This window comes from Qipengyuania algicida (genome assembly GCF_009828025.1).
Classification (GTDB): domain Bacteria; phylum Pseudomonadota; class Alphaproteobacteria; order Sphingomonadales; family Sphingomonadaceae; genus Qipengyuania; species Qipengyuania algicida.
In genome coordinates this window covers 201,065-223,037 of record NZ_WTYA01000006.1, presented here as the reverse complement: position 1 = coordinate 223,037, position 21,973 = coordinate 201,065, and the positions used below count along the sequence as shown (strand labels likewise).

21 protein-coding genes are annotated in these 21,973 nt (G+C 60.5%); 7 read left to right on the top strand and 14 right to left on the bottom strand.

The genetic code is table 11. From position 1 onward, the window contains the following. Positions 1 to 191: 191 nt before the first annotated feature. Both GRI58_RS09645 and GRI58_RS09640 read right to left on the bottom strand, forming a co-directional pair. Positions 192 to 980 (bottom strand): SapC family protein, encoded by a 789-nt coding sequence (locus tag GRI58_RS09645; protein ID WP_160753381.1) that lies wholly within the window; start codon positions 978 to 980, stop codon positions 192 to 194. 114 nt (positions 981 to 1,094) lie between these two features. Next, the gene (locus GRI58_RS09640; protein ID WP_160753380.1) at positions 1,095 to 2,534 is read right to left on the bottom strand and encodes an FAD-binding oxidoreductase; all 1,440 of its coding nucleotides are present in this window, start codon (positions 2,532 to 2,534) and stop codon (positions 1,095 to 1,097) included. 257 nt (positions 2,535 to 2,791) lie between these two features. Between GRI58_RS09640 and GRI58_RS09635 the strand changes: the two genes are divergently transcribed. The 4 genes from GRI58_RS09635 to GRI58_RS15670 all read left to right on the top strand — a co-directional run bounded on the left by GRI58_RS09635 (position 2,792) and on the right by GRI58_RS15670 (position 6,566). Further along, on the top strand, positions 2,792 to 3,295 hold the full coding sequence (locus GRI58_RS09635) for a hypothetical protein (RefSeq protein WP_160753379.1): 504 nt from the start codon (positions 2,792 to 2,794) through the stop codon (positions 3,293 to 3,295). Between the two features lie 133 nt (positions 3,296 to 3,428). After that, positions 3,429 to 4,850 carry a DEAD/DEAH box helicase gene (locus tag GRI58_RS09630; RefSeq protein WP_160753378.1) on the top strand — a complete coding sequence of 474 codons (1,422 nt, stop codon included), beginning with the start codon at positions 3,429 to 3,431 and terminating at the stop codon, positions 4,848 to 4,850. Between the two features lie 52 nt (positions 4,851 to 4,902). Next, positions 4,903 to 5,724, top strand: coding sequence for a sterol desaturase family protein (locus tag GRI58_RS09625; protein WP_160753377.1), 822 nt, complete (start codon positions 4,903 to 4,905; stop codon positions 5,722 to 5,724). A gap of 173 nt (positions 5,725 to 5,897) precedes the next feature. Further along, entirely contained in the window at positions 5,898 to 6,566 is a 669-nt protein-coding gene (locus GRI58_RS15670; protein ID WP_337190945.1) for a PEPxxWA-CTERM sorting domain-containing protein, read from the top strand. Between the two features lie 108 nt (positions 6,567 to 6,674). Here the strand turns inward: GRI58_RS15670 and GRI58_RS09615 are convergent, their stop codons facing one another. Beyond that, complete coding sequence (locus GRI58_RS09615) at positions 6,675 to 8,981, bottom strand: ATP-dependent helicase (RefSeq protein WP_160753376.1); 2,307 nt, start codon at positions 8,979 to 8,981, stop codon at positions 6,675 to 6,677. A gap of 112 nt (positions 8,982 to 9,093) precedes the next feature. Between GRI58_RS09615 and GRI58_RS09610 the strand changes: the two genes are divergently transcribed. Continuing rightward, complete coding sequence (locus tag GRI58_RS09610) at positions 9,094 to 9,690, top strand: hypothetical protein (RefSeq protein ID WP_160753375.1); 597 nt, start codon at positions 9,094 to 9,096, stop codon at positions 9,688 to 9,690. A 636-nt stretch (positions 9,691 to 10,326) separates the two neighbouring features. Here GRI58_RS09610 and rsmD read toward each other — a convergent pair. Genes rsmD through GRI58_RS09595 form a run of 3 tightly spaced genes read right to left on the bottom strand, consistent with a single transcriptional unit; the run spans position 10,327 to position 12,735 of the window. Then, a complete protein-coding gene (gene rsmD, locus GRI58_RS09605) occupies positions 10,327 to 10,896 on the bottom strand; it encodes a 16S rRNA (guanine(966)-N(2))-methyltransferase RsmD (protein WP_160753374.1) in 570 nt (189 codons plus the stop codon). Beyond that, positions 10,893 to 11,657, bottom strand: a complete 765-nt coding sequence (locus GRI58_RS09600; protein WP_160753373.1) for a pseudouridine synthase — start codon at positions 11,655 to 11,657, stop codon at positions 10,893 to 10,895. Before GRI58_RS09600 ends, rsmD begins: the two co-directional genes overlap by 4 nt. Positions 11,658 to 11,676: 19 nt before the next feature. After that, complete coding sequence (locus GRI58_RS09595; RefSeq protein ID WP_237452209.1) at positions 11,677 to 12,735, bottom strand: aromatic ring-hydroxylating oxygenase subunit alpha; 1,059 nt, start codon at positions 12,733 to 12,735, stop codon at positions 11,677 to 11,679. Positions 12,736 to 12,908: 173 nt separating this feature from the next. Here GRI58_RS09595 and GRI58_RS09590 point away from each other — a divergent pair, with 173 nt between their 5' ends. Further along, positions 12,909 to 14,624: an AmpG family muropeptide MFS transporter gene (locus GRI58_RS09590; RefSeq protein ID WP_160753371.1), complete on the top strand. Its 1,716-nt coding sequence runs from the start codon at positions 12,909 to 12,911 to the stop codon at positions 14,622 to 14,624. A 4-nt stretch (positions 14,625 to 14,628) separates the two neighbouring features. Here the strand turns inward: GRI58_RS09590 and GRI58_RS09585 are convergent, their stop codons facing one another. The 4 genes from GRI58_RS09585 to trpB all read right to left on the bottom strand — a co-directional run bounded on the left by GRI58_RS09585 (position 14,629) and on the right by trpB (position 19,022). After that, a complete protein-coding gene (locus tag GRI58_RS09585) occupies positions 14,629 to 15,924 on the bottom strand; it encodes a bifunctional folylpolyglutamate synthase/dihydrofolate synthase (RefSeq protein WP_160753370.1) in 1,296 nt (431 codons plus the stop codon). A gap of 11 nt (positions 15,925 to 15,935) precedes the next feature. Then, positions 15,936 to 16,784 carry an acetyl-CoA carboxylase, carboxyltransferase subunit beta gene (gene accD / locus GRI58_RS09580; RefSeq protein ID WP_160753369.1) on the bottom strand — a complete coding sequence of 283 codons (849 nt, stop codon included), beginning with the start codon at positions 16,782 to 16,784 and terminating at the stop codon, positions 15,936 to 15,938. Continuing rightward, positions 16,781 to 17,572, bottom strand: a complete 792-nt coding sequence (trpA, locus tag GRI58_RS09575) for a tryptophan synthase subunit alpha (protein ID WP_160753368.1) — start codon at positions 17,570 to 17,572, stop codon at positions 16,781 to 16,783. The genes accD and trpA overlap by 4 nt, the downstream gene beginning before the upstream one ends. A 211-nt stretch (positions 17,573 to 17,783) precedes the next feature. Further along, the gene (gene trpB, locus GRI58_RS09570) at positions 17,784 to 19,022 is read right to left on the bottom strand and encodes a tryptophan synthase subunit beta (RefSeq protein WP_160753367.1); all 1,239 of its coding nucleotides are present in this window, start codon (positions 19,020 to 19,022) and stop codon (positions 17,784 to 17,786) included. Between the two features lie 248 nt (positions 19,023 to 19,270). Between trpB and GRI58_RS09565 the strand changes: the two genes are divergently transcribed. Continuing rightward, positions 19,271 to 19,726, top strand: coding sequence for an outer membrane protein (locus GRI58_RS09565; RefSeq protein ID WP_160753366.1), 456 nt, complete (start codon positions 19,271 to 19,273; stop codon positions 19,724 to 19,726). A 48-nt stretch (positions 19,727 to 19,774) separates the two neighbouring features. Here GRI58_RS09565 and GRI58_RS09560 read toward each other — a convergent pair whose 3' ends face one another. The 4 genes from GRI58_RS09560 to GRI58_RS09545 are packed head-to-tail and all read right to left on the bottom strand — an operon-like array spanning position 19,775 to position 21,950. Continuing rightward, a complete protein-coding gene (locus GRI58_RS09560; RefSeq protein ID WP_160753365.1) occupies positions 19,775 to 20,410 on the bottom strand; it encodes a phosphoribosylanthranilate isomerase in 636 nt (211 codons plus the stop codon). 16 nt (positions 20,411 to 20,426) lie between these two features. Further along, complete coding sequence (locus GRI58_RS09555; RefSeq protein WP_160753364.1) at positions 20,427 to 20,933, bottom strand: GNAT family N-acetyltransferase; 507 nt, start codon at positions 20,931 to 20,933, stop codon at positions 20,427 to 20,429. Between the two features lie 8 nt (positions 20,934 to 20,941). Next, positions 20,942 to 21,616 (bottom strand): orotidine-5'-phosphate decarboxylase, encoded by a 675-nt coding sequence (gene pyrF / locus GRI58_RS09550; RefSeq protein WP_160753363.1) that lies wholly within the window; start codon positions 21,614 to 21,616, stop codon positions 20,942 to 20,944. Between the two features lie 13 nt (positions 21,617 to 21,629). After that, positions 21,630 to 21,950, bottom strand: a complete 321-nt coding sequence (locus GRI58_RS09545) for a lipopolysaccharide assembly protein LapA domain-containing protein (RefSeq protein WP_160753362.1) — start codon at positions 21,948 to 21,950, stop codon at positions 21,630 to 21,632. Positions 21,951 to 21,973 lie beyond the last annotated feature (23 nt).

Sequence of the window (21,973 nt, the reverse complement as noted above, 5' to 3'; positions counted from 1 at the left end):
CCACCCCGCGCTTATCGCACGAGGTGGCCAAGGTTCAGGGAGGAAGTGCACTTGCGTGCACCGCCGAGCAAACCATGAGGGAAGCTGCTCGGCTGACTCAAAGATGGGCTGACTTGCGAAAGATTTCAACTGGGCAAACCATCAAAATGGCTTCGCGAGCGCCGTAAATTTGTCTCGGTTTGTCGCAGGCGTCAGATGGCAGGCATCTGGCCGCTGTTGGCTTGCGGGCCTTTGCCCTGTCCAACCTGGCGGGCGAAAATGTCACGCATCAGCTCCAGCGAGAAAATATGGGCGTGGACCAGCATCATGAAGCCACTGGTATTCCAGATCTCGAGCTGGTCAGCCTTTACTTCGCGCAGCTTGTCCTGATTGACCATCTGAAAACCACGATAGATGAACGGCTGGTCCGGATTTTCGTTGGTGCTGATGGCAATCTCGCCATCCATCAACAACCCGTGCTCCTGCAATTCCTTAATGAAAGTCTGGGTGCGCTGCCCGGCTTGCTCAAAGTTCTCGCAGAACTCAAGGATGCTCTTAGTCAGATCGCTCGGTTGGCTATCTTCGCCAAACAGCTTGTTGCCCTCGTCATAGGCACCGATGGCTGCGCAGGTCGGATCGAAGCACAACGACAGTTCGTCGGCATCTTCGCTAAGCTTCGCCAGCATATAGGGATAGCGGCGGATATAGGCGGGGAGATATACCGGATCGTTGATCTTGCCGGAGTCGTCGACGAAAGTGTTCACGCCTTCGTTCAGGCCCATCAGCGCCAGCGGCAAAGGATTCTCACCAGTGGTGAACACGATCGGCAGGCTGCGTTGCGCCTGGACGAATTCGTCTACCGTCAGCGGGATCGCATGCTGTCCCTTGAGGAAATCGGCCGCTTCAATCGGGCGCGAACGCCAGTTGCCGTGATCGCGGCTGTTGAGCGGCATCAAATCATTGTAAAATAGGGGCAGGCTTGGTTGCGGCGCGCTCGCCATCGATCGTCTCCGACTAGCTTAAGGATGTCTGGGCATGTGCCCCAGCACATGGGTGCAGGACACGCAAGCCAGCGCCTTTAGGCGGTCAACGGCGGTGGCGCAAGCGCCCGACGCTCAGGCCTTCAACAGCTTTCCGGGGTTGAGCAACCCGTCGGGATCCAACGCCTGTTTGACCTTGTGGAGGACGTTCAAAGCAATTGGATCGCCCAGTTGCTCGAAGATCGCGACCTTGTCCTGACCGATTCCATGTTCCGCGCTGATCGAACCGCCCCATTGAGTGACGAGATCGTAGACGAAGGCGCTTATCTCCTTGGCGTCTTGCGCCTCCCACGATGCGCGGTCGGCTCCCGGCGGCGCGAGGACGTGGAAATGGACGTTGCCATCACCCAAATGACCGAAAGCGATCGCCTCGCAGCGTGGAAATTTCCGTTCCACAATCTCGATTGCCTGCTCGACGAAATCAGCCATCCGGTCCACCGGTACCGAGATGTCATGCTGCATTGCTGGACCTATCGCGCGCTCCGCTGCGGAGATGGAATCGCGCAGGAGCCAGAACGCCTCGGCCTGCGTCTCATTCGCGGCGATGGTTGCGTCGGCCAGCAATCCTTTATCGAGTGCCTCGGCGAGCATGCCTTCTGTCAAATGCGCTAATCCCGTGTCATTCGCGCGATCCGACACAAGCTCGATCAAGGCATACCAGGCGTGTCTGTCCGCCAACGGGGCGCGCGCGGCCGGCAAATGATCGAGCACTGCGTCAAGCGAGTGTGACGGGATCACCTCGAAACCTTCAAGCGCATCCTTGCCGCGTTCCTCACAATGCAGCAGCAGCCGACGTGCGGATTGGATCGAATCGAGTCCAGCCCAAACGACGATACGCGTGCCGATCTGTGGCAACAGTCGGAGCGTGGCGGCGGTGACTACGCCGAGCGTGCCTTCCGAGCCGATCAGCAATTGCTTGAGGTCGAAGCCGCGATTGTCCTTCTTCAGGGGGGTCAAGGTATCAAGCACGCTGCCATCGGCGAGCACAGCTTCCAGCCCGAGCACCTGCGCGCGCATCGTGCCGTGGCGCAGCACCTGTGTGCCCCCGGCATTGGTCGAGACAAGTCCACCGACTGTTGCCGATCCCTTGCCGCCTAGCGTCAGGGGAAAGCGCATGCCTTTGGTCTCTACCGTTTCGTGCAATGTCTGGAGCACCATACCGGCTTCACATGTGATCGTCTTAGATTCCGGATCGAACGACCGGACGGCGTTCATTCGACGCAGCGAAAGAATGATTTCGTTTCCCGATCGACCGGGTGTGGCACCCCCGACCATACCGCTGTTGCCGCCCTGCGGAACGATCGCCACGCCTTGCTTGCCACAGAGTTTTACCAGCGTCGCTAATTCCTGCGTGTTAGCCGGCGATGCCAGGCCGCAGGCGCGTCCGGTGTAGCGCCCGCGCCAGTCGGTCAGCCACGGGTCGAGCAAGTCCGGATCGGATGTGAAGCCCCTGTCACCAAGCAGCGCGTGGGCGGTTTGGGCGAAATCGGGATCTTGTAGAGTCGCATCAGTCATGGCGGCGGATATGCCACAGTCGGATGGAAAAACGACAGTGCGCTTTGCATCGTTGATTGGGATAGGCCAGAAAATTAAGCCGATATTCAAGCGCGAGCGGCAAGTGGTTGTAATTCAAGGTGGAGGACTTCTCATCCCTTGTTACCGATGCTCGGCGCTTCGACGGGAGGACGGCGATCTAATCTGTTATGCTCGGCTTATCCGCCTTACTTTTGGCCTTTGGGTGGTCCGGTCCCGCCGGGCCAACGTCCAATCTCGTGCCGGAACCGGTAGTCGCGAACGTCGGTGCGCGTCTCGACCGGGACATGTGGGCGGCAACCGGTGATCGCACCGTCTGGCATGTCTTTGACAGTCCGATCTATCCACCCGTCGTGCACCAGGTACGCATCGAACAGCACATCATTATCAGGGTAGTTCCGCACCCAAGTCGCGAACGCCAGGAACTGATGAGAATAGAACGACAGGACACTGGTCCGCCCCGTTATGTCGAACGGAGCATGAACCGTTGCATTCACATTGCCGACATCTCCGGGGTGCAGCCGGATGGAGACACGCGATTGCTGCTGTTCATGCGCGATCGACGGCTGATTTCAGCTGATCTCGAACGCGGATGTTCTGCCCGTGATTTCTATTCGGGGTTTTATATTGCGCATAACAAGGACGGCAAATTGTGTGTCGGTCGCGACAAGCTTCTTGCGCGTAGTGGAATGCGTTGCGCTGTGTCGGCGGTCCACCTGTTGGTACCGGAGGGCGACCGCTAGCTAATCGCCGGAGCAGAGCGCGCGGAAATCTTGACATTCCGGGGTCTTTGGGCGAAGGGCAACTTCTCCTGCTGGGCGGCCCGCGCGCAGCGGGCATTTCCGATCACCTGCAACGATTGGCGCGAACCCACGCATGACCTTCGCCGACCTCGGCCTGTCACCTGAACTGCTTAAAGCAGTGGACTCTGCCGGCTACACCGAGCCGACTGCCATCCAGCGCGAAGCGATTCCGCCGGTGCTGATGATGAAAGACATCATCGGAATCGCGCAAACCGGAACTGGAAAGACGGCCAGCTTCGTGTTGCCGATGATCGACATTCTCAGTCACGGTCGCCGCCGTGCGAGGATGCCCCGCAGCCTGATCCTTGCGCCCACGCGCGAGCTCGCTGCGCAGGTGGCGGAGAATTTCGAGAAATACGGCAAGAACCACGATCTTACCCTCGCGTTGCTGATCGGCGGGGTTCAGATGGGCGATCAGGTAAAGGCGCTCGATGAAGGTGTCGATGTTCTGATTGCCACGCCGGGCCGACTGATGGATCTGTTCGAGCGGGGCAAGATTCTGCTCAACGGCTGCGAACTGCTGGTGATCGATGAGGCGGACCGGATGCTCGACATGGGCTTCATACCCGATATCGAATTCATTTGCTCGAAACTGCCCGAGACCCGGCAGACGATGCTGTTTTCTGCGACTATGCCACCGCCGATCGAGAAGCTGACTAAGAAGTTTCTCAACAATCCCAAGCGGATCGAGGTCAGCCGCGCTGCGTCGACCAATTCCGATATCACCGCGTTCAAGGTGAAGGTCGGGACCCGACAGAAGCGGGAGACGCTACGCTGGTTGCTCAATCACGATCTGGTCGAGACGGCGATCGTGTTCGCCAATCGCAAGACCACTGTGCGGGAAGTCAACCAGAGCCTGCGTCGTCACGGTTTCGCAAGTGGTGAAATCCACGGCGACATGGATCAGACCAGCCGCAACCGTGAACTTGAGCGGTTCAAGGCGGGGGACATCAACATTCTGGTCGCTTCAGATGTCGCCGCGCGTGGCCTGGATGTGAAGGGCGTAAGCCACGTTTTCAATTTCGATACGCCATGGCACCCGGACGATTATGTCCACCGTATAGGTCGGACGGGAAGGGCGGGAGCCAAGGGCCGCGCATTCACGTTCGTGACCAGTCAGGATGCAGAGGCGATCGAGAACATCGAGAAGCTCACTGGCTTGAGTATACCGGTTTTCGGACAAAGCGATGTACGGGTCGAGCTGAAGCAGGCCGGAGATGCATCCGAAAGCGAAAGTGGGGCGGAGCCGGAAAGGCAACGCAAGTCGCGGCCGCGCAAAACGAAATCCGAAGAAATCCGTCCGGATGAGACCGGAACTGAGGAGACGAAGGCACCACGCAAATCGACATCGCGATCACGCAAGGCTGCCGATGAAGGCAATGATCGTGAACGTGGGCCGCGCCGTGCCAAACGTGGCGACGACGAGGGACCAACACCTGCTGGCGAATGGAATGGGCCGATGCCCGAATTTCTCGGTGTCTCCGCGCTGAGCTGATACGCGCTCGCTTTTAACGCTTTCTTTGCCATAAATGCGCCAAAAGCTGCGCATGGAGATTTATCTCGCCACAGCGCGCGGTGTGTTCACGACCTTGTGGCCACTAGCGCTCGTTTTCGCTTTGCTGGCAGCTCTGACCAAGCGGCAGCGATTGCTGGCGGCGATACGGCGATGCAGAAGCGAAGCGGCGACCAATCTTGGGTTGGTGGTGGTCAATTATATTATTCTGGCGCCGATCATGGCAGTTCCCGTTGCCGCGGTAGCTCCGGTCGTGCCGGTCGCACCGTTCCTGCCTGCATTCTGGCTCAGTCTTCCAGAGCCACTGACTCTTGTTGCCGCCCTGCTGCTGATCGAATTTGGAGCCTATTGGCGACACCGGCTGGAGCACGATGCAGCCCTGTGGCGCTTCCACGCAACGCATCACGCAGATGAGCAGATTCATTGGCTGACCGTGCTGCGCAAACATCCGGTCGGTAAGCTGATCGAGATGCTGCTCGACAACCTTCCTATACTGATCCTCGGCGTTCCCGTATGGGCTGTAATCGGCGCCAATCTTCTGCGTAGCTGGTGGAGCTACTTTATCCATGCCGATGTACCCTGGACATTGGGTGCATTCGGCCATGTGCTGATCTCTCCGGCCGCCCACCGCCTCCATCATGTTCGCGACGAAGCGTTGATGGGATCGAACTACGGCAATATGCTCACCGTTTGGGATCGCTTGTTCGGCACCTATGTTGATCCAGCGCCCCACATCAACTGTGCGACCGGAATAGCCGAAGGCAGTCGCGGATTGTGGGGCGAACTCGCGCGTCCTTGGGAGCGTCGCTATAGGACGGATTCGAGAGCCGCCGAGCCGGGGGAAGCGATCATCTGAACGCCACGCGGTATTCCGCATTTCGCAGTGGAGGCTCGACACGAGAGTGTACCGTTACGAGACAGTATGAAATCATTGTGAATTTTCGGGAACCAAAGGCAAATTATTGACTTTGAGTTAACCGTGCCGGTCATATTGACCCGTAGCGCCATTGTCGAAGAGGGATCGCTTTAGTGAAGACATTTTATATCGCTGCAGCCGGAGCAGCCATGCTTATCGGCTCTTCGGCAAATGCCGCCGACATCGCAGGCCTTTGTAATACTGGCCAGACTGCCGATTGCAGCACCACTGCAACGCCGGGTGGCGTCGATCAGAACTGGACGCTGACGAGTGCTGCGAGCAACACCGCGTATGATTCAGCTTCGGTCAACGGTAACTGGCTCGCAAACAACAGCACATCGCTTTGGCTGACACCGTCCGCCAACGGCAACCAAAGTTACGATCCTTCGAGCAATGGCTTCTATAGCTATGGCCTGAACTTCGATCTTACCGGTTTCGACCCTTCCACCGCGTCTTTCGCGGGACGGTTCGCAGCTGACAACTTGGTCAATTCGATCATGCTCAATGGCGTTGCACTTGCGGCGACTGGCGGAACCTACGATCGCTGGACTGATTTTTCGGCGGCGAGTGGCTTTGTCTCTGGGCTCAACACTCTGACGTTTAACGTTGAGAACACGGCTCAAAGAAGTGGCAATCCCACTGGCCTTCGCGTCGAATTCACGCAAAGCTCGGTCGCTGCAGTTCCAGAGCCAGCCGTGTGGGCGCTGATGATCGTCGGTTTCGGTTTCATCGGTGGTACTCTGCGACGCCGCCAGCCGCAGCGTTTGACTTTCGCTGCCTGAACCTACGGCCGCTTCTGCCGGTGATGGCAGGGTGGTTATCGAAATTTTTGCAAGCGCCCCCGCGATCGGTTCATGATCGCGGGGGCGCTTTCGCAATGATGGCGCTGTTCAGGCGAGTTTGACGAAGCTGTCGATCACCCGTTTGGTCCCGGCCTGCTCGAACTCGATTTCCAGCTTGTTGCCTTCTTGGTCGGTGACGGTGCCGTATCCGAACTTTTCGTGAAAAACGCGCGCACCGATTGCAACGTCACTGCGTGGTTTGGCAGCGAAACTGGCAGCGCTCCGCCCTGGTTCGGCAAGGCGCTTGGGCGTGGCATCATAACCCCCCGACAGCGCCCTTTGCCAACCTGGGCCGCGGGTCGAACCGCGGGCTGGTGCATCGCGGGCGACATGCGCAAATGGGTCTTCGTTTTCCGACCAGTTGGCGCGCCAGAGCGACGCGCCTCCGTTCATCGTGCTTTCGCGATTGGTGACCTCATCGGGCAATTCCTCGACGAAGCGGCTCGGTATCGAACTCGTCCATTGGCCGAAAATCCGGCGGTTGGCAGCGTGCAGAATGGTGCAGCGCCGCCGCGCGCGGGTGATCGCGACATAGGCGAGACGGCGCTCCTCCTCCAGGCTTGCAAGCCCGCCCTCATCGAGCGAACGCTGCGAGGGAAACACGCCTTCCTCCCAGCCGGGCAGGAATACGTGATCGAATTCCAGACCCTTGGCTGCATGCATGGTCATGATGGTGACTTTTTCGCCATCGTTGCGTGCGTCGTTATCCATCACCAGACTGACATGCTCGAGGAAGTCGGTCAGCGTGTCATATTCCTCCATTGCGCGCGCAAGCTCGGACAGGTTTTCAAGCCGTCCAGCACTTTCCCCGCTGCGCTCCTTTTGCAGCATGTTATCATATCCACTTTCGTTCAGGACCATGCGGAGCAGATTGGCGGGTGCCTCCTGTTCAGCCTGTTCGCGCCAATGGACGAATTGTGCGAGGAGACCGGTCAGTGTGTTGCGCGCCCGGGCGGGTAGCTCGTCGCTGTCTGCAAGGTCGAGCGATGCGGCGGCCAAGGGGACCTGCGTTCTGCGCGCATGACGCTGCATCGCTTCGAGCGTCTTCGCGCCGAGGCCGCGTTTGGGCTGGTTGTAAATGCGTTCGAAAGCGAGATCGTCGGCCGGTTGGGCGATAACCCGAAGATAAGCGAGCGCATCGCGGATTTCGGTACGCTCATAGAAGCGAAATCCGCCGACGATGCGGTAGCTGAGGCCGAGCTGGATGAAGCGATCCTCGAACTCGCGTGTCTGGTATTGTGCGCGTACAAGGATGGCGATCTGGTCCAGCGGAGCGCCTTCTCGTTCCATCCGCTCGATTTCCTCGCCGACGCGCCGCGCTTCCTCGGGCGCATCCCACACACCGATGACCCGGACTTTCTCGCCTGCTGGAAGTTCGGTCCACAAGGTCTTGCCGAGCCGCTGGCTATTGCCATCTATCAGGCCGGAAGCGGCCGCGAGGATCTGCGGCGTGGAACGGTAATTCTGCTCCAGCTTGACCACCTTGGCGCCCGGAAAATCCTTCTCGAACTTGAGGATATTGGCGACTTCTGCCCCCCGCCATGAATATATCGACTGGTCGTCGTCTCCCACCACGCAAATATTTTTGCGCTCCTGAGCGAGCAGTCGCAGCCAAAGGTACTGGACTTGATTGGTGTCCTGATATTCGTCGACAAGGATATATTTGAAGCGCTGCTGGTATTGTTCGAGAACGTCGCGGTGCCGCCGCAAAATGTTGAGCATGTGCAGCAGCAAATCACCGAAATCGCAGGCGTTGAGGCTTTTCAGCCGCTCCTGATACAGCCTGTAGAACTGCTGCCCGCGCCCATTGGCATAGGCTTCGTTCTCCACCGCATCGAGGTCTTCCGGGTTGAGCCCGCGGTTCTTCCAGCGGTCGATCAGTCCGGCGAGCTGGCGTGGCGGCCAGCGTTTCTCGTCAATATCGTTCTCTCGGATTAACTGCTTGAGCAGTCGCAACTGATCGTCGGTGTCGATGATGGAGTAATTCGATTGCAGCCCGACCAGTTCGGCATGGCGGCGCAGCATTCTTGCGCCAATCGAATGGAAAGTGCCGAGCCATGGCATTCCTTCGACTGCATCACCGATATGACGGCCGACGCGCTCGCGCATCTCGCGGGCGGCCTTGTTGGTGAAGGTCACACACAGGATTTCGCTTGGCCAGGCGCGCCGCGTTGCGATGAGATGCGCGAGCCGGGCTGTCAGCGCCGCTGTCTTGCCCGTGCCGGCGCCCGCCAGCATCAGAACCGGGCCTTCGGTCGTCAACACGGCTTCGGTCTGCGGTTCGTTGAGTCGCTGCGCGTAGGCAGGTAGATCCGCACGGTCGGAGGGGGAGGGCAAGGTGTCGGGAGTGCTCATTGGATCATGCGAACAATTAAGGAACGCTTCACGGCGACGCAAGGGCAAGCTCGGAACAATCGCCAAGTCATCTGCGTTATGCGCTTTGGAATACACGATGGAGACGAAATCTATGCGTACCCTTCTACTCGCCGGCGCCGCTGCGCTGACACTCGCCACTTTCCCTGCGATGGCGCAGGACACGAATACCGATATGACGGCTACAGCATCCACTTCCGCAATGACCTCTGATCAGCAGGCTGCCCATGATTCATGGCCGGCCGATCAGCAGGCTGCATATGATGCTTGGCCAGTCGAGGTTCAGACCTACTACTGGACACTTACTCCCTCTCAGCAAAAGGGCTGGTGGGTTCTAACGGATGGGCAGCGTACGAAGATCGTGTCCCTGACCCCCGCCCAGCAGCAGGCCGCCTGGAATGCGATCGAAGCGCAGATGGGTGCGCGAGCAACCGCTGCAACGGATACAATGAGCGCAAGCACCGCTGCATCCACCTCGGGCAATATGCAATTCGTCAAGAGCGAGGTTGTTCAACCGACGCCCGCCAATAGCAGTGCCAACTCGTCGGCCATGGAAAGTGGGGACCTGCCGATTTGCAAGAAGGGTCAACAGGACGGTTGCATCAATGGATGGCAGAAAGGTCACAAGGGCACCAAGCCTCTCGACTACTGGCCGGGCAAGCCTGCCAGCGATACTACTCCGGGCGATTGATACGGTCTCATCCGGTGCGCGCAGGCCGTCGCGGTTTGTTCGCAGCGCCAGGATCGGGGGCGGGGCTACCATGGTTGCTCCGCCCTTCGACAATCAGCGCCCCGCAACTTCGTGAGTCTTATGCGGCAAAGCGATCTGCCTTATTTTGAGCACATTTTCCGTCCGAACGCCTTTTTGTAGCGGCGATGAAATAGCGAATTGATTGTAGGAATCGCATCAGCGGCCCACATCGATATGTGTCTGTGGGGCATTGATAAATGGCAGGCAGTTCGTCGCGCATGGTTTGAATTGAAGGAGACCAACCATGCAGCGTAAGTTTTTATTCCCGATTTCAGCAGTAGTTCTTTTGGCGACACCGGCGATTGCACAGATCGCACCTCAGCCGGTCACTGCATCGCAGCCGCCGGACTCCCCGCAATCTTCGACACCGGCGACCCCGCCTGACGCGGCTCAGCCGGATGCGACAATTCCAGACGCTACGCCTATGGACGCCACGCCGGCACCCGACGCGTCACCGGCACCTGAAGCGTCGCCCACGCCCGACGCGATGAGTCCAGACACACAAACTCCACCGGACAAGCCGATGACTCACAAGAAACATAAGCCGTCCGATGAGCCGGGCTCACCGCCAAGGCGTTAATCGAGGGCCGTGGACGCAGTCCGATCGGCAAGGCGCAGCAAGTTGAGCTTCGCCTTGCCGATAGTTCGTTCGGCGATCGTTTCGAATTGTGTAAGGTCGATGGCCTCGCTGCGCCCCGTTTCCAGAGCAATCCAGCTCCCCGAACCGATCCAGCCAAGTCTCGCAAGCCGGTCGAGCGCCACCGAGCCCGCTCCCGAACCATACGGTGGATCGAGCAGGATCAAGTCATGCGGCAGTTTTGCCGGACCGAGGCTGAAGACCGATCCGGTTTGCACGATCGAATGCCTTGCGGCGCCCAGCTTTTCAATATTGTTCCTGATCGCCTTCACCGCAGCACTCTCCTGCTCAACGAACAGACAGCTCTCTGCGCCTCGGGAAAGCGCTTCCAGCCCCAACGCGCCCGATCCCGCAAACAGGTCGACGACGCTTAGGCCCTCGAACGTACCCAGACGGCTGGCGAGCATATTGAACAGTGTTTCGCGTGTCCGGTCGGATGTTGGGCGAGTAGCATCGCCCGGCGGTGCCGCAATCGTCCGGCCCCGCCATTCGCCTGCGATAATCCTCATCCGCGTGGATTCCGACCTAGCGACTTGCGGAAGCGTTCGACTTCAAGCTGGCGAATTTCGATCGCTTGTCCACGCTGCAGGTCAGCCAGTTCGAAGGGTCCATAAGCGATTCGCATCAGCCGATTCACCTTGAGGCCGAGATGTTCGAGTACCCGCCGCACCTCGCGGTTCTTACCTTCGGTCAAAGTCAGTGTGATCCACCGGTTGCGCCCGGTCGAGCGTTCGAGATCGGCCTCTATACTGCCATAGCGCACGCCTTCTATCGTCACGCCCTCGATCAGTTCGTCGAGATGCAATTGGGCGATTTCGCCGAAAGCGCGGGCGCGGTAGGTCCTCGGAATGCCGCTGGAGGGCAATTCCATCGCGCGTTTCAATTCGCCGTCGTTGGTCAGCAGCAGCAGGCCTTCGGTGTTGAAGTCGAGACGCCCGACGGGCATCAGTCGTGGCGCTCCGCGCGGCAGGGCATTGCGCAGCGCGGTGTAGATTGTCGGGCGCCCTCTCGGGTCGCGCTCGGCAGTAATGAGGCCGGATGGCTTGTGGAAGGCGAATAGACGTGCCGCCTCGGCCTGAGCGACGGGCTTGCCGTCCACCGTCACTCCCTTGAGGTTACCCATTTTTACGGCAGGTGTGTCGAGCACCTTGCCATCGAGCGCTACGCGACCGTCCGCGATCATCCGCTCGACTTCGCGGCGGCTGGCGATGCCCGCGCGCGCGAGCAGCTTGGCAATGCGATCGCCTTCGGGAGGAAGTCTGTCGGACATGGAGCGAGCGGCTAGGCGCTCAATCGGCGGCGCGCAAGGCCTCCTCGATCGTCTCGTGAAAGCGCCGTATGCCTCCTTCCAGCGTTCCGAGCGTCAATTCGGGGATTGCGCCAGTCGACAATCCCTGTTGCCCCAGTTCGGCTGCCCGGAAATCCTCGCTCGCGAACACACCTCCGTCGAGCAGCGCCCAACTGCGCTCCCAATGATCGCGCGCCTTGTCGGTCGCAGGCTGTTCCGGGATCAGCATGAAATCCTCGACCAGCGTAAAATCATGCGCTTGAGGCATCATGACCATGACGTTGATATAGTCCGGGCTGGGGATGATGAGCGCGCCGGGGACGAGCTGATAAGCGAATGTCACGACCCGGCGCAGCGCCGCCATATCAGTGAGGTCGACGCCCTCCATCTCCTCAAGGCGACCGACAGCCGAGCGCGCGAAAGGCCCGATCATGTCCCCCGCCGTCACCCCGTCCTTGAAGAACGGCCCGATGGTTTTCGCATGTAGGCGGGTGACGTGGTAGCTTTCGAGGAAGGCATCCATGATGAGCTTCCAGTTCGCCCGAACCTCATGCGTCTTGCGCCGGAACAACACGTGGTGCGGTGTACCAAAGGCGTCCATGTCCTCGCCCAGCGCGCGTGCATAGGTGAAGTCCGCAACTTCTTGCGGAGCGAACCAGATCAGCCCGCCAGCTTCGAGCGAGGGCAGTTCGATCAGACCCATGGTGTTCTTGTCGAGGCCCGGGAATGTGTCAGGTCGGGGTAGTGCGAGTAGACGTCCATCCACCGCATAGGTCCACGCGTGGTAAGGACATACCAGCTTCTTGGTGCATTGCGTTTCTGCACCCTCGACCAGCCGCGTTCCACGATGGCGGCAGACATTGAGGAACACATGCGCCTTGCCTTCGGCATCGCGCGTGATGAGCAGCGGTCGTCCGGTGGCGTCATGCGGCAGAGCCATGCCATTATCCGGCAACAGTGCGGAGGGGACTAGAATCTGCGGCAATCGATCGTAGAGAGCGCGCCGTTCGCGCTGGAAATGCTCTGGATCGGTATAGACCGAGGCTGGGACGCTATTCATTTGTGCGCTGCGCCCTTCGCCGCCAGACGCGACAAGCCGCGCTAAAGCGTGCTGTCCTGCGGTTGGCAGGGCCTGTGGTGATATCGTGGAAGCCTCTCTCATGCCGACTGTTCCCGTTCAGCTTAGGCCGCTAGTGTCGCAAAAAATCGGGTCTTAGAAAAGGACGCTAGGGAATGGCCGGAACAAAAGCGAAAAAGGGTCCAAGTAGCTGGCGCGTGCTTGGTCAGGCGCTGACCAATCGCAAGACGGGCTTCATGCTGCTGTTCGGCTTCGCCAGCGGCCTGCCTTTCGCTTTGTTCCTCGGAACGCTGTTCGCCTGGCTGACGACGGCGAATGTAGATCTGGAAACGATGGGCGTCTTCTCGCTTATCGGGCTTGCTTATGCTTTCCAGTTCCTGTGGTCGCCGCTGATCGACAAGGTGGATATTCCCGGCCTCCGCAAACTGGGCAAACGCAAGCAATGGATCGTGCCGATGCAATTGTTGCTCGGTGCAATTCTCGTCACATTGAGCCTGCTCGAACCCAAAACGCAGCTTGGCTGGTTCTCGCTGCTCGCTGGGATTGGGGCGTTCGCTTCGGCGTCGCAGGATATCGCGATCAACGCGTGGCGTATCGACGTGGCGGACGAGAAAGCGCCGCTCGATATTCTCTCGACAATCTACCAAATGGGTTACCGCCTTGCGTCTCTGGTCGGCGGTGCGATCGGGCTGATCATTGCCGAGCGGATCGGTTGGCCGCAAACCTATTTGATCATGGGCGCAATCCTGCTCGGGATCGGTGCCATCGGGCTGTTTGCACCAATCGCTGATTCGGCGATGGGCGATGCAGCGGGCGAGGGCGACGAGCAGGTCCGCGCCTTGCGCAAGACAGGCGAGATCGTCCCTGCAGTACGCTATCGTGCGCTGGCGGTTGTCGGTGTCTTGTGGGCGTTGGCAATCGGTGCAGTGCTGGTGTTCATGGTGCTCTCGCTGACCCAGCCGCCTGCGGACCGACCCGACCCAACGGCGTTTACGCTCAACTGGGGGCCATGGATCATTGTGGCGACCATCGTTCTGCCAGCCCTGATTGCCGGCTGGCTTGCCGCACAGCAAAAGAAGGGTGTCAATCTGCTCACCGAGGATGCGCCGGCGGCAAAGGGGGGCGCCTATTTCATGGACCACCTCTATCGCGCGCTGGTGCTGCCGCTGGTTGAATTTGTGGGGCGGCTGGGCTGGTCCCTGGTGCTGATCCTGTCAGTGGTGCTGACCTATCGCATCTGCGACGCCATCTGGGGTAGCTTCGCCTACCCGTTCTATCTCGGCTATCTTCACTATACCAACGATCAGGTGGCGGTTGCGTCCAAGATCTTCGGAATTGGGGCCATCATCCTGGGACTGGCGCTGGGTGGCTGGATGCTGACGGCCCTTGGGCGAATGTTTACGTTGATGATCGGTGGCATTCTCGCGGCTGTGACCAATCTGCTCTACGCCGACCTTGCAATTGGCGGCCATTTCATAGGGTTGGTGGCAGACAACAGCGGCTTCAGCTGGCTGGTCACGCAATTCGGTGGAGACGAGAAACTGGCTAAGCTGATGGTGACGATCGGTGGCGAAAACCTTGCGATCGGCATCGCGGGCGCGGCCTATATCGCGTGGATGTCCTCGATCGTGTCGAAGAAATACAGCGCGGTGCAATATGCTCTGCTGTCGTCTCTGACGCTGCTGATCGGCACGCTGGGGCGCGGTGCATTGGGGCAGATGATCCAGCAGCAAGGCTATTATGCGGTGTTCATCTTCACTACCTGGATCGGCATCGGCGCAGTCGGCCTCGTCGCGCTGGAATGGTGGCGGCAGGTCAAGATGGGTGCATCGAGCGGGACGGTTACGCCCGACGTCGTCCATCAGGACTGAGCGATCAGTCGGGCATTTCGCCGTTCAATCGCAGGACCTCTCCCGCAAGGTAGAGCGATCCTGCAATGAGTATGGGTTGCCGGTCGTCATGTAACGCAGACAAGGCTTCGTACACACCATCGGCGGCTCGAGCATATGGACCGAACGCTTCAACGGCATGATGCTCGTGCCCCGGCACTGGCACGACCGTTATGCTGGCCAGGCTTGGCTGCAAAAACTCGATCAGAGCCAGCGGGTTCTTGTTGGCGAGCATCCCGACGATGAGATGCAAGCGCTGTCCCGCGAAATGTTGGGCGAGCATTTCACCAGCGCTCGGATTATGGCCGCCATCGAGCCAGACCTCGCGATTGTCGATCAGCGGCCCGGTAGCGAGGCGCTGAAGTCGGGCAGGCCAGCGGGCGGATATGAGGCCTTCGGAAAAGGCTCCGCCGTCCATGGTGATACGCGATTGGTGGCGCAGCATCGCCAGAGCCAGTCCGGCGTTTTCCACCTGATGTGATCCGGGCAGAGTCGGGTGTGGAAGCACCAGTGTGCCATGGCAGTCCCGATATTCCATGCCGACCGCGGTTGCGTGAACGTCCCAGTCGCGAGCGCGCATGAGCAGTTCGGCGCCCACCGTGTCGGCGGCGCGTTCGATTTCCTGCGCCGGTGCGGGTGGATAGGCAAGGGTAGCGAGCGGTACACCGCGCTTGGCGATCCCGGCTTTCTCGAACGCTATGCGGGCGAGTGGGTCGGATGGCGTGCCAGCCTCGGGCGCGAGCAGGAACCTTTCGTGGTCGATTCCCAATGCGGCAATTCCGCAGGCGGCAAGGACGTCAGGGGCCAGCACATTGGTCGCATCGAAGCGTCCGCCCAGGCCGACCTCTACCACGCAGGCATCGGCGGGAATGCGGGCGAATTCGGTGAGGGCTGCGGCGATGGTCACTTCGAAGAAGCTGGGCGACAGGTCCCCACCCAGATCGAGCACGTCGGAGAGCAATTCCGCCAACCGTGCGTCAGAGATCAACTCCCCCGCAACGCGGATACGCTCGTTGTAGCGGACCAGATGCGGGCTGGTGGTGACGTGGACGCGCTTGCCATCCGCCTCCAGCATCGCGCGTAGGAAGGCGCAGGTCGATCCCTTGCCATTGGTCCCGGCGACATGAAACACGGGAGGCAGCCGATCCTGCGGATTGCCCAACCGTTCGAGCATTGCGCGGATGGTGGTAAGGCCAAGCCGCCCCTCGGGCACGCTGAGCGAGCCAAGCCGATCGAGCTGGCGCTGTACCTGCGCGTCGTCGGAGCGGGCGAAATCCCGCATCTCAGTGCCTCTTAGGCCGCCTTCTTGGGCGCGAGATAATCGAGCACGGTCGCCAGCGTCGCTTTCAGTTCGCTGCGATGGACCACCATGTCGATCATGCCGTGCTTGTGCAGATACTCGGCGCGCTGGAAGCCATCAGGCAATTGCTCGCGGATCGTGTCCTGGATCACACGTTGTCCGGCGAAGCCGATCAAGGCACCGGGCTCCGCGATCTGAACGTCGCCGAGCATGGCATAACTCGCCGTGACGCCGCCCGTGGTCGGATCGGTCAGGATCACGATATAGGGCAGGCCCGCCTGCTTCAGACGCCGGGTCATCACGGTCGCCTTGGGCATCTGCATCAGGCTGAGAATGCCTTCCTGCATCCGCGCGCCACCGGCCGCGGTGACCACGACATAGGGGCATTTCTTCTTCAGCGCCTTTTCCGCGCCCTGACAGAAGGCGGTGCCGACCGCCATGCCCATGCTGCCGCCCATGAATCCGAAATCCTGCACCCCTATGACGGCGGGGATCGAATCGACTTTGCCCTCGGCGACGGTGAAAGCGTCGTTATGCGGGTTCTTGGCCCGCGCCTGTTTCAGCCGGTCGGTATATTTCTTGGTGTCGCGGAACTTAAGCGGGTCTTCCTTCACAACCGGGGCAGGGAGGATCTTGAAGCCGGGATCGAACAATTGCGCCAGCCGCGTGTCGGCGGAGATGCGCCCGTGATGTTCGCAACGCGGGCACACGTCGAGGTTCTCGTGATATTCCTGCGCAAAGATCATCTCCTGGCAGGAAGGGCACTTGATCCACAGCGTATCGTCGGTGGTACGCTTGGGGACGAAGGGCAGCGAATTGCGGACGCGGGTAAACCAGTTCATGCCGCTGCCTTTGCCGCCGAATGCACCGCCTTGGCAAGACTTGCCGTGAGCGCGCGCAGGTGCTGCGGAGCATCGTGCCCGTATTTCTCAACCAGCTCGACCAGCGCGGAGCCGACCACTACGCCGTCCGCAACTTCTGCGATTTCCGCGGCTTGTTCGGGGGTTCTCACACCAAATCCCACCGCGACCGGGGTTTCGGTGGCGGCTTTGATGCGCGCGACATTGGCGCGGATCGATTCGATTGCCGCCTGCTGCATTCCGGTGATGCCCGCGACCGCTACGTAATAGAGGAAGCCCTCGCTCCCCGCGACCACGGCGGGCAGCCGCTTGTCATCGGTGGTGGGGGTTGCGAGCCGAATAGGCGCGATCCCGGCTGCGCGCAGGGCGGGGCCGAGTGCTTCGTCTTCCTCAGGCGGAATGTCGACGCAGATCACGCCGTCAACGCCAGCCGCCTTGCACTGGTCCGCGAACCATTCCGGCCCGCGCCGCACCATCGGGTTGGCATAGCCCATCAGCACCAGCGGAACGTCCTTGTGGCGTTCGCGGAAGGCGCTGGCGATGGCGAACACGTCCGCCGTCGTCGTGCTGACGCCGAGCGAGCGCAGATTCGCCGCCTGGATTGCAGGACCATCGGCCATTGGATCGGTGAAAGGCATCCCCAGCTCGATCACATCCGCACCGCCTGCGACCAGCGCGTCGAGATTGGCTGAAGTGTCGCCATCGCCCGCGGTGAGGAAGCAGACGAGGGCGGGGTGACGCTTGGCAAAAGCGTTGGAGAGGCGGGTCATTTCATAAGAGCCCAACGTCTTAGTGTGGCGAAAGCGGCGATGACCAGCGCGATTCCTAAAGTGAAGGGCGTGTGCTGAATCAGCGATTCGAGGAATGATCGATCGCCCACGGAATCGCCCGGCCAAACTCGATCAACCAATGTCGAAAACAATAGAAGGAATGCAAAGTACGCTGAGAAAGCGATACAGAAGCCTTTGGCGAGAGACGTTTTCACATCTCCACTCCCAGCTTCTCGGCCACGGTGAAGATGTCCTTGTCGCCGCGCCCGCACAGGTTCGCGAGGATGATCTGGTCGCGATCCATTTCCTTTGCCCGCTTCGCCACTGCCGCGATGGCGTGGCTGGGTTCGAGCGCCGGGATGATGCCCTCGGTGCGGCAGAGCAACTGGAAGGCGTCGAGGGCCTCGTCGTCGGTGACGGCGGTGTATTCGACCCGGCCCATGTCTTTCAGCCACGCGTGTTCGGGGCCGATGCCGGGGTAGTCGAGTCCGGCGCTAATCGAGTGGCCCTCGGTGATCTGGCCGTCCTCGTCCTGCAACAGATAGGTCTTGTTGCCGTGGAGGATGCCGGGAAAGCCGCCGAGCAGGCTGGCGGCGTGCTGGTCGCCGTCGAGGCCGTATCCCGCCGCTTCCACGCCCAGCATCTTCACCTCGGGATCGTCGAGGAAGGGGTGGAACAGTCCGAGTGCGTTGGACCCGCCGCCGATCGCCGCCACCAGCAAATCGGGCAGGCGGTTTATGCGGGAAAGCATCTGCGCGCGGGCTTCCTTGCCGATCACGCTCTGGAAGTCGCGCACCAGTTCCGGGTAGGGATGCGGGCCAGCCGCCGTGCCGATGATGTAAAAGGTGTCATGGACGTTCGCGACCCAGTCACGCAGCCCTTCGTTCATCGCGTCCTTGAGCGTCGCCGCGCCACTGGTGACGGGCACCACCTCTGCGCCGAGCAGCTTCATGCGGAACACGTTCGGCTGCTGCCGCGCAACATCGGTCGCGCCCATGTAGATCACGCAAGGCAGGCCGAAGCGCGCGCAGACGGTGGCCGTGGCTACGCCGTGCTGGCCCGCACCGGTTTCCGCGATGATGCGCGTCTTGCCCATCCGCATGGCGAGCAGGATCTGCCCGATGCAATTGTTGATCTTGTGTGCGCCGGTGTGATTGAGCTCGTCACGCTTGAACCACACCTGCGCGCCGCCCAGCGCCTCGGTCAACCGCTCTGCAAAATAGAGCGGGGAGGGGCGGCCTACGTAATGTTCCAGCAGATCGTCGAACTGCGCCTTGAACGCCGGGTCGGCCTGCGCCTTGCGGTATTCCTTTTCCAGTTCGAGGATCAGCGGCATCAGCGTTTCGGCGACATAGCGTCCGCCGTAATCGCCAAAATGTCCGCGCGCGTCGGGCATCTGGCGATAGCTGTTGGTGCCGATTGCGGCAGTGGTCGGTGTCGAGGTGCTCATCTTGGCAAAGCGATTGGCATTGGCACTTGGAAGTGTCCAGTGTTTCCGGGGTTGGCACGAGCGGTATGAAATTTGATCACGACCGCTTGCGACAATGTCATGCGAGGTACTGAGGCATTGTTTTCGTTCTAGAAATCAATCGAAGTGGTGTCACGCCACCCGCCCTCGTTCAGCGCATCGACAGAAAGGAAGACCTAGCTCGACGCGACCGAAAGATCGGTAACATACTATTGTTAAAGGAATAAATTATGCGTGTAGCATTTGCCGCCACCGCCGCCGCGATTGCGCTTCTGGGTTCTGCCCCAGCATGGGCGGGTGAAGGCCATATCGACATTCACACCGGCCTTGGCTGGAGCGATGGTCTGCCGAGCAAGGCGCTGGCTGGCGGATCGGTCGGTTACGACTGGAACAAGGGTCCGGTTTTCATCGGCGTCGAACAATCGATCGACAAGGTTCTGATCAGCGATTCCGATGCGCGTTGGGGCACTTCCGCTCGCATTGGTACGCAGGTGTCGCCCGGCTTCAAGGTCTATGCCACCGGCGGCTACAACTATGGCCAGGGTCCCGATGGGACCGACATCGGCGCGGGCGTCGAGAAGAGCTATGGCCCGATTTACGGGCGCGTCGAGTACAAGCACTTTTTCAACAATGATGGTGCGATCGATACCAATGCCGCAACCGTTGGCGTCGGCATCCACTTCTGATCCAATCTCAGAATATCGGGGCGGCTTCCGTTGGAGGCCGCCCTTTTTCTATGCCGCCAACGCAGCTTTGCAGAATGCCTCGATCTTCTCGATGCTTTTGACGCCCGGCTCAGTTTCGAGGCCGGATGATGCATCAACCAGCGGCGCTCCGGTGCGCTGAATCGCTTCGGCCACATTGTCGGGGTTCAGTCCACCGGCCAGTGCCCAGGGCATGAAGGGTTCCCAACTGTCGAGCAGATCCCATTGAAATGCCAGGCCATTGCCACCGGGCAGTTCATGCGCAGGTGCGTCGAACAGCAGCCTGTCGGCGATGCCATCGAAGGTCTTCGCTTCGACGAAAGTGTCCTTGTCGCGCAGTCCGAAGCTTTTCCAGCATTCGATGCCGATCATCTGTTTGACCAGCTTGATCCACTGCGCGGTTTCCCCGCCATGGAATTGCAGCACATCGGGCTTGATCGCGTTGATCGCGCGTTCGAGCGGTTCGGGCTGCATCGCGACGGTCACCAGCACCAGCTTGACGCCGCTGGGAATATGACGCCGCAGCCGCGCGGCGTCGTCCAGCGAAAGGTGGCGCGGGCTCTTCTCGAAATGGATAAAGCCGATATGGCTCGCCCCTGCTTCAACGGCGGCGTTGATGGTTTCGGGCGTCGAAAGCCCGCATATCTTGATCAGCTGGTCAGGCATGGCGATCCCATAGAGGCTAGCCGAGCGGTTTGGCCAGCACCGTCATGAAATAGGGCGGATCGAGGGAAATCGGAAAGTCGCGCCGCTCGCCAGTGATCTGCCAGCCACGCCGCTGGTAATAGGCGATCAGTTCGCGGCGCTGTTCGATCACGGTCATTTCGATCGTCGTGCAGCCGAAGACGTTGCGTGCGTGATCCTCTCCGGCTGCGATAAGCTGGCGCCCGAACCCCTCGGCCTGTCGCAGCGGCTCGATGCACAGTAAACCGAGATAGGCGAGGCGGTCGCCCCGGTCGGCAATGTTGACGCAGCCGACCGGCGCTTCATTTTCAAGCGCCATCAGCAACACTTGCGCAGGATCGCGGAGGATCGCCTCGAGCGTGGCGCGATCTGTACGCGAATCGCTCAGCAGGTCGGCTTCGTGCGTCCAGCCCTGCCGCGCGGTGTCTCCGCGATAGGCACGCTCGATCAGCGGGTGGAGGAGGATCAGATCGTCCGCGCGGGCAGGCCGGAACTCCAGGCTCATGACAGCCCCTAGAGCGTTGATTCGATCTCGAGCGCTGCTGCGAGCGGGTTTTCGGCGCGGCTGATCGGCCGTCCGATCACCAGCACGCTGGCCCCGTCGTCGCGCGCCTGACGCGGCGTGACCACGCGCTTCTGGTCCCCGCTGGCAGTACCGGCAGGCCGGAGGCCGGGCACCACGAAGAACCCGTCATGCCATTGATCGTGAACGGACTTCACCTCCTGCCCCGAGCATACGATCCCGTCGAGCCCGGCGGCCTGAGCCAGTTCCGCCAGGCGCAGCACCTGATCGTGAGTGCTCCCGCTCACGCCTGTGCGTTCAAGATCGCGGTCGTCGAGGCTGGTGAGTGTCGTGACGCCGACCACACGGGTGTGTTCGCCCGCCGCTGCCTTGGCATCTTCCATCATCGCGCGCCCGCCGCTGGCATGAACCGTGACGATGGCCGGTTCGAGCACATGGATCGCCTGCATCGCGCGGGCGACGGTGTTAGGAATGTCGTGCAGTTTCAAGTCGAGGAAGATCGGCAGGCCGACGCTCGCCATCGTATGGATGCCATGCGCACCATGGGCGCAGAAGAACTCCAGCCCCAGCTTGATACCGCCAATATGCGCCTTGACCTTCCCGGCAAGCTCTTGCGCGTCGCGCAGCTGGGGGAGATCGAGGGCGAGATAGACAGGATTGCTCATGGGCGGCTCATCATCAGTTGAAGTTGGGCTTGTCTTCCGCGCGGATCGTTTCGACGGGCGGGGGAGGCGTGTTCGTGGCGGCATTGGCGGCATTGGTACGCGCCGCCGTTTCCAGCGCCGAAATGCGGCGCTTGAGCCGCCAGCGGGTGCCCCGATGGAGCAGCCAAGTCGGCACAAGCCCGAGCAGGAAAGCGATGATGACAAGCGCGGGAACCTTGGTTTCGAGCACCAGATTGGTCCAGATTCGCACTTCGACCGAGGTCCAGTTGAACGCGGTAAAAATGATCAGCGCCGCAAGCACCAGCACCCAGAAGAGCATTCTTACAAATTGCATCGATACGGTCCTTTCCCTCGATC